Origin of the sequence: Actinosynnema pretiosum, assembly GCF_002354875.1 — a bacterium.
Taxonomy (GTDB): Bacteria; Actinomycetota; Actinomycetes; order Mycobacteriales; family Pseudonocardiaceae; genus Actinosynnema; species Actinosynnema auranticum.
In genome coordinates, this window is sequence record NZ_CP023445.1 from 6,108,973 (window position 1) to 6,122,221 (window position 13,249).

Genomic DNA, 13,249 nt, shown 5'->3' on the forward strand with positions numbered 1-13,249 from the left:
CGGGTGGGAGCAGGGTCGCGGGTCCACGGGGCCGAGGGGAGGCAGGCCCTTCCGGGGGACTCGCGGGGGCTGTCCGGGGGTGCGGCGGTTGGGCCTCGCGGGGCAGTGGGACCCGCCTCACTCGGCCATCACCGCCTGGAGCACCTCCATCGCGATCGCCTCGGCCTCGGCGGCGGGGATCGGGTCGGCGAGGTAGGAGTCGCGGACCGTGCCGCCGTAGACGACCTCGAAGACGCGCACGCCCGAGACGACCTTGATGGTGACCATGTCGCCGGACCGGTCGGTCCGCCGGAGCATGACCTTGGCCCGCTCGCCGACGCCGGGCAGCTCGCGGACCTCGTCCCAGCGGCGGCCGTGCTCCTGGTCGAACCAGTTGTCCCTGATGTCCGGGTAGTCGAACGCGCCCACGGTGACCTGGAGCTCGCGGTAACCGGTGTCGGCGTCCGCGAGGGTCCGGTAGTCGCAGCTCGCGAAGTAGCTGTCGCTGCGGCCCTCGGCCCGGTTGCGGGTCTTGGCGCGCTCCAGCAGCGCGTCGGGCAGGTCGCACTCGGGGCTCATCATCGCGCCGACCTGCGCCTTGACCCGGCCGGTGGGCGGCTCGGTGGCGATGATCGGCGGCGGGGTGATCGCCTGGACGGGCGGCAGGGTGAAGGTGATGGCCCCGTCCTGCGCGCCGCGCTCGGACCCCCGGTCGACGGAGACGGCGACGGCGAGCATGCCGAGCACTAGGACGAGCACGAACCCCACCGCGGACACGACGCCCTCGTGGTTGGCGGGCTTGGGGGGAGGCGGCGCGCCGAAGCCCGCGTGGCCGTGCGGGCCGGGGTTCGGGGGCTGGCCGGGGTGGGTCGGCTGGCCGGGGTGGTGGGGGTGGTGCGGGTAGTGCGGGTACTGCTCGGGGTACTGGCCGGGGAAGGCGCCGGCAGGTGGCGGGACCTGCGCGTAGACGGGCCCGTGGCCGGGGATCCGCGCGACCACGACGGGCTGCTCGGGCCCGGTCGGCGTCCGCGCGGGCACGACGAGCGCGGGCTGCCCGCCCGCAACCGGACCGCTCACCGCCGCCTCGCCGGGAACCGCCTGACCGGGAGCCGCCTGACCGGGAGCCACTTGGCCGGGAGCCGCCTCGGGGTCGGCCGATGTCCCCGGCTGCCGGGTGTCCACGACCGGCTCGCCGGTCACCGGGTTCTCGTCGGGGGCCTGGGGTGCGGGGGACTCGTCAGCCCCCGCGGAGGGCGTGCTCACCGGGCAATGCTCGCACCACGGCCAAGCGATTTCCGCATCACCTGGAAAGCGTTTGCCGCAGCACCCCGCCCGTCAGCGCCCGAGCAGCTCCCGCGCGACCGCGGTCGCGATCTCCTCGGACAGCTCGTCCGGGATCTCCGGCGACAGGAACGAGTCGGTCTCGAACCCGGCGTAGCCGATCTCGTACACGGTGCTCCCGGAGACCACCTTCAGCTGCACGCCCATGACCGAGTCCGACTCGGCGGGCTGGGCCAGCAGCTTCGCGCGCTCGCCGAGGCCCTGGACCTGGCGGACGCTGCCCCAGTCGTACACGTCGTCGTCGTACCACTCCTCCAGCTCGACGCTGTCCTCCGCCTCGTAGACGGAGACGTAGAGGTCGCGGCGGACGGAGCCGTCGATCGTGCTGATCGTGCCGTAGGAGCAGAACGCGAAGCCGAAGAACTCCTCGCTCTCGTAGCGGTTGGAGGTCCGGGCGCGCTTGAGCGTGGCGTCGCTCAGGTCGCACTCCTCGGGCATGGCCGCGTTGCGCTGCTCGCCGTGCGGCGACTTGTAGTCGAGCGGCGACTCATCCGGGTCCAGGGGGACGTCGGTGGGGTCGAGCGGGGCGGCGGTGGCCTGGGCGCGGGACTCGGGGTCGCGGACGAGCGGGTAGCCGGCCGCCCACAGGCCGCCGAGCGCGACGAGGACGAGCGCGAGGACGCCGCCGAGCACCGCCGTCAGCACCCGCCCGGTCCGGAACGGGGCGGGCTGGGGGGCGGGGTAGCCCTGGTACGCGCCGGGCGGCGGGAAGCCCTGGGCGGGCGTGCCCCAACCGGGGGCGGAGGAGCCGGGCGGCGGGAAACCGGCGTGCGGGAGCGCGGCCTGCGGGCCCGACTGGGGGAACCCGGCCTGCGGGCCCGACTCGGGAAACCCGGTCTGGGGACCGGACTGGGAGAACGCGGCGGTCGGGAGCGCGGCCTGCGGGCCGGTCTGCGGGAACCCGGCCTGCGGGAACCCGGCCTGGGGAACCCCGACCTGCGGGAACTGGCCCTGCCGGGCGTCACCCTGCTGCGGTCCGGCCGGGAACGCCGCCTGCGCGGCGGCTTGGGCCTGCGCGGCGCGCGCCTGGTCGGCCTGGGCCTGGAGGTACTCGGGGACCTGCGCGTACACCGGTGACATGCCGGGAATCCGCGCCACGACCACCGGCTGCTCGGGCACGACCGCCCCGGCGGGACCGGCCTCGGCAGGCTGGGGCGCGGCAGGCTGGGGCGCGGCGGGGTGGGGCGCGGCGGACTCGTCGCCCGCCTCGGGGAACTCGCTCACCGGTCAATCCTCGCACCACGCGCGAGGCGTTTCCGGACGAACCCACCACCCGACCGGCTCGTCCCCCCGCGCCGCCACCTCGCGCCGTCCCCCACCGCCGCCACCCCGCGCGGCGGCCCGCCCCGATCCCGGGACGGCCCGCCGCGCGGGGGTCACACCTCGGCCTCCAGCATGTCCGCCGTGACCGCCGACTCGGTGTCCGGCAGCCCCAGGTCGCGCGCCCGCTTGTCCGCCATGGCCAGCAGCCGCCGGATCCGCCCGGCCACCGCGTCCTTGGTCATCTGCGGCTCCGACAGCTGCCCCAGCTCCTCCAGCGACGCCTGCCGGTGCGCCAGCCGCAGCTGACCGGCCGCCGCCAGGTGGTCCGGGGCCTCCGCGCCGAGGATCTCCAGCGCCCGCTGCACCCGCGCCGCCGCAGCGACGGCCGCCCGCGCGGAGCGGCGCAGGTTGGCGTCGTCGAAGTTCGCCAGGCGGTTCGCGGTGGCCCGCACCTCGCGGCGCATCCGCCGCTCCTCCCAGGCCAGCACGCTGTCGTGCGCGCCGAGCCTGGTCAGCATCGCGCCGATGGCGTCGCCGTCCCTTATGACGACCCGCTCCGCGCCGCGCACCTCCCGCGACTTCGACCCGATGCCCATCCGCCGCGCCGCGCCGACCAGCGCCAGCGCCGCCTCGGGCCCTGGGCAGGTCACCTCCAGCGACGAGGAGCGGCCCGGCTCGGTGAGGGAGCCGTGGGCCAGGAACGCGCCGCGCCAAGCCGCCTCGGCGTCGCACACCCCGCCGGACACCACCGGCGCGGGCAGCCCGCGCACGGGCCGCCCCCTCGGGTCGAGCAGGCCGGTCTGCCTGGCCAGGCCCTCGCCGTCCTTGACCACGCGCACCACGAACCGCGTCCCCTTGCGCAGCCCGCTGGAGGTGATCGTGAAGACGTCGGACTGGTGCCCGTACAGCTCGTGGATCTCCCTGCGCAGCCGCCGCGCCGTGGACCCCAGGTCCAGCTCGGCCTCGACCACCACCCGGCCGCCCACGATGTGCAGCCCGCCCGCGAAGCGCAGCAGCGAGGCCACCTCCGCCCGGCGGCAGCAGGTCTTGGACACGGCCAACCTGCTCAGCTCGTCCTTGACCGCCGACGTCATCGCCACGGCTGTGGTCCTCCCCTGCTCTCGCTCTGCTCACGCTGCGTCGCACTCGACTCACGCAGCGTTGTACTGGACGGGTCGGACCCGCCCTCCCCCGCCCCGGCCAGCGCGCGCCGGATGCTCTCGGCCAGCGCGGCCGAGTCGTGCCGGTCCGGAGCGCCGGGCACCGCGACGTCCGACAGGTGCGCCACAGCCCCCAGAGCTGCGGCGGCACGCCTGAGCCGGTCCGGGACGGGCACCGAGTCGGCGTCCGCGACGACCGCGTCGACGCGCAGTCCCGGCGCGTGCTCGGACAGCACGTCCAGGTGCAGCTCCGGGGAGAAGCCCTCGGTTTCGCCCGGTTGGGGGACAAGGTTGAGGACCACGACCTTGCGCGCGCGGGTCCGCACGAGCGCGTCGTGCAGCTCCGGCACGAGCAGGTGCGGCAGCACGCTGGTGAACCACGAGCCGGGCCCGAGCAGCACCACGTCCGCGTCCAGCACGGCCCGCACCGCCTCCGGGCAGCCGCGCGGCGGCTCGCTCGGGCGGCCGGGGCCGTGCAGCCGGATGCGCTGCACCCGGCCGGGCGTGGTGGCGATCGCGACCTGCCCCCGGATGCGCCTGACCTCGTCGTCGTCCTCGTCGAGGCCGGTCACGTCGGCCTCGATCTCCAGCGGCTCGGTGCACATGGGCAGCACGGTGCCGCGCACGCCCAGCAGCCTGCCCGCCTCGCGCAGCACGGCGACCGGGTCGCCGAGCTGTTCGAGCAGGCCCGCGAGGACCAGGTTGCCGACGGCGTGGCCCGCGAGCGCGCCGGTGCCGCCGAAGCGGTGCTGGAACAGCGTGGACCACAGCGCCGACGAGGTGTCGTCGTCGGCCAGCGCCACCATGGCCTTGCGCAGGTCGCCGGGCGGCAGCAGGCCGAGCTCGCGGCGCAGCCTGCCCGACGACCCCCCGTCGTCGGCGACGGTCACCACGGCGGTGACGTCGTCGGTGAGCCTGCGCAGCGCCGTGAGCGTGGCGTGCAGCCCGTGGCCGCCGCCCAGCGCGACAGCGGACAGGCTCACTCGCGGCCCAGGTCCCGGTGGACGACCTTCACGGCCATGCCGTCCTCGGTGGCGAGCCTGCCCGCCAGCTCCTCGGAGATCGCGACGCTGCGGTGCTTGCCGCCGGTGCAGCCCACGGCCAGGGTCAGGTAGCGCTTGCCCTCGCGGCGGTAACCGGCGCCGATCAGGCCCAGCAGCTCGTGGTAGCGGTCGAGGAACTCCTCGGCGCCCTCCTGGGTGAGGACGTAGTTGCGCACCTCGCCGTCCAGGCCGGTCTGCTCGCGCAGCTCCGGGATCCAGAACGGGTTGGGCAGGAACCGCACGTCCATGACCAGGTCGGCGTCCATCGGCAGGCCGTACTTGTAGCCGAAGGACAGCACGGTGACGCGGGTGCGGGTGGCCGACTCGGAGCCGAACGTGTCCTCGATCTTGGCGCGCAGCTGGTGCACGGACAGCGCCGAGGTGTCCAGGACCAGGTCGGCCTCCTCGCGCAGCGGGGTCAGCAGCACCCGCTCGGCCTCGATGCCGTCGGCGAGCCTGCCGTCGGCCTGCATCGGGTGGCCGCGGCGGACCGACTCGAAGCGGCGGATCAGCACGTCGTCGGTGGCCTCCAGGAACAGCACCTTCGGCTTGTAGCCGCGCGCGTCCAGGTCCTTGATGACGGCGGCGAGGTCGTCGGTGAACGCGCGGCTGCGCACGTCCATGACGACCGCGACCCTGGTGATGGCTCCCCTGGCCTGCGCGCCCAGCTCCACCATGGTGGAGATCAGCTCGGGCGGCAGGTTGTCCACGACGAACCAGCCGAGGTCCTCAAGGCACTTCGCGGCGGTGGACCGGCCCGCCCCCGACAGGCCCGTCACCACCGCGACCTCGATGCCGGACTTCTCCCCGGCGGTTTCGCTCACGTTCGCTCCCCTTCGGTACCGGCCGCCGCGCCCAGTCTGGCGCGCACGGCCTCGGCGGTGCGCCGTCCCACGCCGGGCACCCCGCTGATCTCCTCGATGCTCGCCTCACGCAGCTTCCGCAGTGAGCCGAAGTGCTTCAGCAGCGCCGCCTTGCGCGTCTGGCCGAGGCCGGGCACGTCGTCCAGCTCCGAGGCCGTCATGCGCTTGGACCGCTTCTGGCGGTGGTAGGCGATGGCGAACCGGTGCGCCTCGTCGCGCAGGTGCTGGAGCAGGTAGAGGGCTGTGCTGGTGCGGGGCAGGATAGTCGGGTCCGGGTCGTCCGGCAGCCACACCTCCTCCAGGCGCTTGGCGAGTCCGACGACGGCGACGTTGTCGATCCCCAGCTCGGCGAGCACGCCCGCGGCGGCGGTGGCCTGCGGTCCGGCGCCGTCCACGACCAGCAGGTTCGGCGCGTAGGCGAAGCGGCGGGGCTTGCCGGTCTCCGGGTCGATGCCGGGCTTGGCGTCGTCGCCCGCCTCGGCGGTCTCCTTCAGGTAGGCCTGGAAGCGGCGGCGCACGACCTCGGCGATGGAGGCGACGTCGCCCTCGGTGGCGGCCTCGCGCAGGGCGAAGCGGCGGTACTCGGACTTGCGCGGCAGGCCGTCCTCGAACACGACGAGGGAGGCGACCACGTCGGTGCCCTGGGTGTGGCTGATGTCGACGCACTCGATCCGCAGCGGCGCGCTGGGCAGGTCGAGGGCGTCCTGGAGCTCCTGGAGGGCGGCGGAGCGGGCGGTGAGGTCGCCCGCGCGGCGCAGCTTGTGCTGCTGGAGCTCCTCCTTGGCGTTGCGCTCGACGGTCGCCATGAGGTCGCGCTTGTCGCCGCGCTGCGGCACCCGCAGCCCGACCTTCGTGCCGCGCAGGCCGCCCAGCCAGCGCTCCAGCGCGGGGGCGTCGTCGGGCAGCTCGGGGACGAGGACCTCGCGCGGCACCGGGGCGGCGTCCTCGGCGGCGGCGCCCGCGGCCTCGGCCTGGCCGCCGTAGAACTGGGTGAGGAAGCGGTCCACCAGCGCGGGGACGCCCTCGGAGTTCTCCCGGTCCACCACCCAGGCCCGCTGCCCGCGCACCCGGCCGCCGCGCACGTGGAAGACCTGGACGGAGACCTCCAGGTCGTCGGTGGCGAACGCGACCACGTCGGCGTCGGTGCCGTCACCGAGCACGACGGCCTGCTTCTCGACGGCGCGGCGCAGCGCGGACAGGTCGTCGCGCAGCCGGGCGGCCCGCTCGAACTCCAGCTCCTCGGCGGCGGCGTTCATCTCGCGCTCCAGGCGGCGGACCATGCCGTCGGTGCGGCCCGCGAAGAAGTCGCAGAACTCGCCGACGATGGCCCGGTGCTCGTCCGGGGAGACCCGGCCGACGCACGGGGCGGAGCACTTGTCGATGTAGCCGAGCAGGCAGGGGCGGCCCATCTGCTCGTGGCGCTTGAAGACGCCGCCGGTGCAGGTGCGGGCGGGGAAGACGCGCAGCAGCATGTCCAGGGTCTCGCGCAGGGCCCAGGCGTGCGGGTAGGGGCCGAAGTAGCGCACGCCCCTGCGCTGCGGGCCCCGGTAGACGTGCAGGCGCGGGATCTCCTCGTTCAGGGTCACCGCGAGCATGGGGTAGGACTTGTCGTCCTTGTAGCGGACGTTGAAGCGCGGGTCGAACTCCTTGATCCAGTTGTACTCCAGCTGGAGCGCCTCGACCTCGGTGCCGACGACGGTCCACTCGACGCTCGCGGCGGTGGTGACCATCTGGCGGGTGCGCGGGTGCAGGCCGGAGAGGTCGGCGAAGTAGGAGTTCAGCCGGGAGCGGAGGCTCTTCGCCTTGCCGACGTAGACGACCCGCCCAGTGGGGTCGCGGAACTTGTAGACACCGGGGGCCTCCGGGATGCTCCCGGCGGCGGGTCGGTAGGTCGACGGGTCGGCCACGGGACAAGACTACGTGCGGGGTCCGACAACTCTCCGGCAGGCCGGGACGGCGCAGGTCGGGGGCGTGGCACGGGGGCGGGAGCGGCGGGGCGGCAGGAGGCGGGGGCAGCGGCGCGGCGGCGGGGCGGCGGGGCGCGAGCTGCGGCACGGCGAGCGGCGGGGGCGGAGGGGCGCGAGCTGCGGCGCGGCGGGGGGGCAGCGGGCGGGCAGTGCGGGCGGGCAGTGCGGCTCGGGACGCGGCTCGGAGGCTTGCCTCGGGGCGCGGCTTGGGGACACAACTCGGGAGCGCCACTCCAGGGATGCGGCCGGGCGACTCAGCTCGGGGGCCTGACTCGGGGACGCGGCGCGGCGGCGCTGCCCCAGGGGCGCGGCCGGGTGGCTCGGCTCGGGAATGCGGCGCGGCAGCGCTATCCCAGGGCACGGCCGGGTGGCTCGGCTCGGCGGTACTACTCCAAGGATGCGTCCGGGTCGCGCGGTTCGGAGGGCCTGGCTCCGGGATGCGGCGCGGCGGCGCTCCCCCAGGGGGCGGGCCGGGTGGCGCGGCTCGGGGGTGCGGCCGGGTGGCGCCGTCAGGCGGCGGGCGGGCCCGCCGACCGCCCGGTGCTTGCGGTGGGCGGGCCCGGTCGCGGCGCGCGGACGTCCGCGCCGCCCCCGTCAGGAGCCCTGTGCGGATGTCCGCGCCGCCCCCGTCAAAAGCCCCCTGCGGTCAGGAGCCGTCCTCGCTCAGGGGCCTCCCCCGCTCAGGGGCCGACGTACACGACCTGGTCGCCCTGGACCGCGACCTGCACGGCGGTCAGGCCGCGCTGCGCGGGCGGGTTGGTGACCTCGCCCGTCGACGCCTTGAACCGGCTGCCGTGCGCCGGGCAGGTGATGGTGCCGTCCTTCGGGGCGCCCACGGTCTCGCCGACGTGCGGGCAGGTCGCGTCGTAGGCCTTGACCTCGCTGCCGGTGCGCACCAGGACGAGCGGTTTGCCCTTCGGGCCGTCCACGACCACGCCGCCGTTGTCAGGGACGTCCGCCAGCGCCACCAGGGACTGGCCGCCCGAGGTCGCGGAGCCGCCGGTGGCCGAGGTCGCCGGGGCGGACGCGCCGCCGGTGGCCGCGCCGCCCCCCGTCCCGGTCGGGCCGGTGGTGGGGGCGCTGCTCGACGAGCCGCCGTCGCCGCAGGCCGCCAGGCCTCCGGGGACGGCCAGCGCGACGAGCACTCCGCAGAGCACGCGCCTGCGGGAGAGGGGGCCTGGGTCGGTGGTGGTCACCTTGGTCCTCCGTCGGTCCGTGGTGGTGGGGCGGTTCGGGTTGCCCGGACCACACTCGGCACGCGCGGGGGAGGCGGCAAGTTCAGCGGTCGTCCCGACAGCCGATCAACAGGCTGAGGTGAGGTGGGGGTTAAGCGGAACGTGGTGATGGCTTGCACGTTCGAGGGGCGCTGACACTTTGCGGTGAAACAGGCTCGATGAATTGACATTCCACGCGGTTCGGAAAGAAGGCTCCGGGAAGTCCACCCGATCAGGCGAGCAGAACGTCCTGGCCCATCACCCGGACGGGGACCTCGGCGAGGTCCTGCTTCGCCGGGCCGGACCGCACCTCGCCGGTGGCGGGGTCGAACGTGCTGCCGTGCGCCAGGCACGCGACCGACCCCTTGGCGGGCGGGTTCACGGTGGCGCCCGCGTGCGGGCAGGCCGGGTTGAAGGCCCGCAGCTCGGTCTCGGCGGGGCGGAGCAGCAGGAGCTGCCCGTCGGTCGACACGTCGACCAGCGCGCCACCGCCCACGGGCACGTCGGCCAGGGCCGCGATCCGGTCACCGGCCTTGCCGCTGCCCACGCCGGGACGGCGGGTCGGCGCGCCGGGACCGCAGGCGGTCGCGACGACGGGGGTGGTGAGCGCGAGCAGGCCGCACAGGAGGGTTCGCCGATCCACGGGAGCATTCTGCGACGGCCGTTCGGCGGGACCGGCAGGGGGCTCGGGGGCGGGCGCCGAGCCACGGCGGAGGCCCTCAGAGGGCTCGACGGACCCCGGTGACGAGCAGCGGGGCGAGCGGGCCGCCCAGCGGTCCCGGCGGGGCCGGGGAACGGGTGCCGGGGCACGCCGCCAAGTCGGCGCCCGCGTGGCCCGCCGAGCCTGCCGGGGCCGTTCGAACGGGGGCACCCGGCGGAGTGCACCCGGAAGTCGATCCGGCGTCAGAACGCCGGCCATCCCCCGCGCGGGGGACCACCGGCGGGTGAAGCGCGGTGGGCGCGAACCCGTCGCGCGGCGACTCAGGCGAGGGCGAAAGCCCTGGTGGCACCGGGTGCGGCAGTGGGCGGGTGGCGTCGGCACCCCACCCGCCCCGTGCCCGTCACCGGCCCCCTCCCCCGCAGGCGGGAACCGCTGGCGAGCACCTCCACCGGGGTCCCGTTCGGGTCGGGACCCCGCGGGCGCCTGCCGGTGGCGTCGCCTCACCGCCGGCAGGCCCCCGCGGCCCTGCTGGTCGACCCTCTCGCCGGTCGACCGACCGGCGACCGGGGCTCCACCCCCGGCTCCGGCCGAACCCGCTCCGCCGCGCCGTCCGCCACGACCAGCCCCGCGCCCGCCGCCGAGCGCCTGCTGATCCCGGACCGCTCACGCGCCCGCGGAGCGCACCTCGAACCCGCCGCGCCCGGCGGGGAGCCCTGGCTGGGACCTCCCGCTCAGCGCGTCGCGGGCGAGCGCCCGCCGACCGCAGCCGAACCGGCCGCGCCGCTGGTGGCAGCCCTGCGACCCGCCCCCACCAGCCGCCGGGCGGGCCACCGGCCACCCCGACCCCGCCGGCCGGGCCTCCCAGCCCCGGCCCGCTGCCGGGGCGCCCGCGGCCCCGCGCCCGGCCACCCCTACCGCTCGTCCTGCGCCGCCGCCGACCTGGCCAGCGCCAGCACCGCCGTGAACGGCGGGAACCAGTGCCGCGAGTGCGACGGCGGGTTCGCCCACCGGAGCGAGCCGTACCTGGTCATCGTCGGCGGCAGGGCGATGCGCTGCGGGGAGCGCACGAACTGGACCTCCGGCGGGGCCTTCAGGTGGGTCGGCAGGAGCGCGACCAGCTCCGCGAGGAAGATCCAGTGCTCCCTCGGCCCCGGTATCACCGTGACCGGCCCGGCCAGCATCCTCGCCTTCAGGTCGGCCAGGACCCTGGAGCCGATTCTCGCGGGCATGGCCAGCGCGGTGGTCGCCGGTCCCAGCGGGAGGAACACGCCCTGCTCGGTCACGGACACCTTCCAGCCGAGCAGCCGGTAGCCCGCGATCGCCTCTCCCAGCGCCTGCTGGTGCGCGCGGTCGCGCGGTCGCGGGCGCGGGTTCGTGCTGTGTGCGGTGGTGGTGACGGTCATCGGCGGAGGCCCCTCCCCGGTCGGGTGGTCGTAGGTCTGGTGGGCTTTGCGGCGAGGGGGTTGCCCCACGCCCCGTACACACGCAGAGTGGGTCCATCCGAGGCTCGTCACCACACCGACCTCGGATCGGATTCATGCAGCACGTGAATGGCCCCCATCCACCACACGGCGTCACCAGCCCCTGGCCAGGACCACCACACGCCCTTATGCACGAAATGCATGGACTCGTGGTGACGGTTCCCTATGCTGGTGGCCACGCTCAGTGACGGGAGCGAGCCGATGGAAGCGAACGGACGAAGAGCCACCAGCACCAGGCGCGCGTGCCCGTCCTGCGGGGCGCTGATAGCCGCCGACAACTCGGACCGGCTCTGCCACAGGTGCAGGCGCAACGCGCGCGCCGACATCTACGGGCCCCCCGCCCTGACCGAAGAGTTCTGGGACCACCCCGTGCTGGCCTCCGCGTTCGCGGCCAGGGACATGGGGGCGGTCCTGGCCGCCTACCGGCACCACCCGCAGCACGTCAGCCGGATCACCCAGGACCGCATGGCCACCTGGCTGGGCATCAGCCAGGCGCAGCTGTCGCGGTACGAGACCGGCGAGAACCCGATCGACCGGATCGAGCGACTGCGCCACTTCGCGCGCGCCCTGAGCATCCCCGGCGACCGGCTGTGGTTCGACCGCGTCGGCATTCCCAGCCAGGCGGCCCCCGAACGCGGGGCGCCGCCCGATGTGCTCGTCGCAGCGTGGGACGCGTCGAGCATAGCCAGATCGGTCGAGGAAACTGCGAGGAGCGACTTGGCGATCAGCAGACGGGCGGCGCTCACCGGAGCAGCCGCCGTCACGATGGGCCCCACGCTGGTGGAGCCGCTGCAGCGGTGGTTGCACCCGCTCCAGCCGCTGACCAGGTGGTCGTCCAGCGCGGCGATCAGCGAGGAGGAGCTGGCCGCACTGCAGCACGTCGCCGACGGGCTGCGCGGCTGGGGCGGTCGGGGCGGGTACGGGTTGGCGCGCAAGGCGGTGCTGGGCCAGCTGGAGGAGCTGGCCGAGCGGCTGACCAGGGCCCCGGCGGGACCGACGACGGAGCGGGCGTTCTTCATCGGCGCCGAGCTGTCGAAGGTCGCGGCGAGCATGTCGTGGGACGCGGGGATGCACGACGCGGCGCAGCGGTACTACGTGCTCGGCGTGCGCATGGCCAAGGCCGGGCACAACGACCCGTTCGCGGCGCTGTGCCTGGCCGCGATGGCCAGGCAGATGTTCGACCTGGGGCGGCCCGAGGACGGCCTGGACCTGGTGCAGCTGGCCCAGTACGGGACCCGCCGCAAGGCCACGCCGACCCTGCAGGCGCTGCTGCTGACCAGGGAGGCGTGGGCGTACGCGCAGCTCGGCAGGGTCAAGGAGTTCCACCGCGCGGTGGGCCAGGCGCAGGACAGCTTCGCCCAGCGCGAGCACGGTTCCGAGCCCTGGTGGTTGCAGAGCTTCGACGAGGCGGAGTTGGAAGGGGTGATCGGGGCCCGGCTGCGGGACCTGGCGGCGCACGACCCGAGCCAGGCGCTGCTGGCCGAGAAGCACATCCTGCGGGCGCTGGAGCTGCGCGACCCGGCGCGGGTGCGCAACCGGGCGTTCGACGTGATCGGTCTGGCCCGCACCAAGATGGCGGCTGGCGATCCGGAGGCCGCCTGCGGTTTGATCCAGGAGGTCCTGCCCACCGCGGTCGGCCTGGCTTCCGGCCGGGTCGTTCGCAAGCTGCAGGACTTCGCGAAGGAGGCGGAGCGGCACCGGGAACTCCCGCTGGTGCGCGACACCCGCGAGGCGATCCGGGGAGTGCGGACGGCCTGATGCGGGTTGGGATCACCGGGCACAGCAATCTGGCGCCCGAATGCGTCGACGAGGTGGGCGCGGGGATCCGCGCGGCACTGGACGCGGCACTGGAGGACGAGGCGGCGGGCGGGTCATCCCTGGTCGGGGTGACCTGCCTGGCCGCCGGAGCCGACCAGCTGTTCGCGCGGGTGGTGCTGGGGATGGGCGGGGAGGTGGAGGTCGTGCTCCCCGCGGCGGACTACCGGGACAAGATAAAACCGCACAACCTGGCGGAGTACGACGAGCTGCTGGGGCGGGCGACGGTGGTCAGCGTGCTGCCCAACGAGGTGTCCGGGCGGTACGCGTACGTGATGGCCAACGAGCGGATGCTGGCGAGCGTCGACTTCGTGGTCGCGGTGTGGGACGGGCTGCCCGCCGGCGGGAAGGGCGGCACCGGGGACGTGGTCGAGCACGCGGTGGCGTCCGGGGTGCCGGTGGTCGTGGTGTGGCCGCCGGGCGCGCGCCGGAAGTCGTGAGCCGGGGGCGGGAGCGGGGGAA

Annotated in this window: 11 protein-coding genes; 2 read left to right on the forward strand and 9 right to left on the reverse strand. The window is 75.2% G+C overall.

Annotation, left to right across the window (positions count from 1 at the left end; translation table 11 throughout):
- Nucleotides 1-117 precede the first annotated feature (117 nt).
- From CNX65_RS25870 to CNX65_RS25915, 9 genes are all read right to left on the reverse strand, one after another.
- Nucleotides 118-1,242 (reverse strand): hypothetical protein, encoded by a 1,125-nt coding sequence (locus CNX65_RS25870; protein WP_157767862.1) that lies wholly within the window; start codon nt 1,240-1,242, stop codon nt 118-120.
- 72 nt (nt 1,243-1,314) lie between these two features.
- Nucleotides 1,315-2,544, reverse strand: a complete 1,230-nt coding sequence (locus CNX65_RS25875; RefSeq protein ID WP_096496087.1) for a hypothetical protein — start codon at nt 2,542-2,544, stop codon at nt 1,315-1,317.
- 152 nt (nt 2,545-2,696) lie between these two features.
- Nucleotides 2,697-3,683, reverse strand: a complete 987-nt coding sequence (whiA, locus tag CNX65_RS25880) for a DNA-binding protein WhiA (protein WP_015803910.1) — start codon at nt 3,681-3,683, stop codon at nt 2,697-2,699.
- Nucleotides 3,674-4,720: a gluconeogenesis factor YvcK family protein gene (locus CNX65_RS25885; protein WP_096498008.1), complete on the reverse strand. Its 1,047-nt coding sequence runs from the start codon at nt 4,718-4,720 to the stop codon at nt 3,674-3,676. Before CNX65_RS25885 ends, whiA begins: the two co-directional genes overlap by 10 nt.
- Before the next feature lie 2 nt (nt 4,721-4,722).
- Nucleotides 4,723-5,580 carry an RNase adapter RapZ gene (gene rapZ, locus CNX65_RS25890; RefSeq protein WP_096498009.1) on the reverse strand — a complete coding sequence of 286 codons (858 nt, stop codon included), beginning with the start codon at nt 5,578-5,580 and terminating at the stop codon, nt 4,723-4,725.
- A gap of 26 nt (nt 5,581-5,606) precedes the next feature.
- Nucleotides 5,607-7,556 carry an excinuclease ABC subunit UvrC gene (gene uvrC / locus CNX65_RS25895; RefSeq protein WP_096496088.1) on the reverse strand — a complete coding sequence of 650 codons (1,950 nt, stop codon included), beginning with the start codon at nt 7,554-7,556 and terminating at the stop codon, nt 5,607-5,609.
- Between the two features lie 740 nt (nt 7,557-8,296).
- Nucleotides 8,297-8,812 (reverse strand): Rieske (2Fe-2S) protein, encoded by a 516-nt coding sequence (locus tag CNX65_RS25900; RefSeq protein ID WP_096496089.1) that lies wholly within the window; start codon nt 8,810-8,812, stop codon nt 8,297-8,299.
- 250 nt (nt 8,813-9,062) lie between these two features.
- Nucleotides 9,063-9,473, reverse strand: a complete 411-nt coding sequence (locus tag CNX65_RS25905; RefSeq protein WP_096496090.1) for a Rieske (2Fe-2S) protein — start codon at nt 9,471-9,473, stop codon at nt 9,063-9,065.
- Between the two features lie 929 nt (nt 9,474-10,402).
- Nucleotides 10,403-10,894 (reverse strand): hypothetical protein, encoded by a 492-nt coding sequence (locus CNX65_RS25915; RefSeq protein ID WP_015803916.1) that lies wholly within the window; start codon nt 10,892-10,894, stop codon nt 10,403-10,405.
- Nucleotides 10,895-11,173: 279 nt separating this feature from the next.
- Between CNX65_RS25915 and CNX65_RS25920 the strand changes: the two genes are divergently transcribed.
- A complete protein-coding gene (locus CNX65_RS25920) occupies nt 11,174-12,730 on the forward strand; it encodes a helix-turn-helix domain-containing protein (protein WP_232520012.1) in 1,557 nt (518 codons plus the stop codon).
- On the forward strand, nt 12,730-13,227 hold the full coding sequence (locus CNX65_RS25925; protein WP_096496093.1) for a hypothetical protein: 498 nt from the start codon (nt 12,730-12,732) through the stop codon (nt 13,225-13,227). Before CNX65_RS25920 ends, CNX65_RS25925 begins: the two co-directional genes overlap by 1 nt.
- The last annotated feature ends 22 nt before the right edge of the window (nt 13,228-13,249 follow it).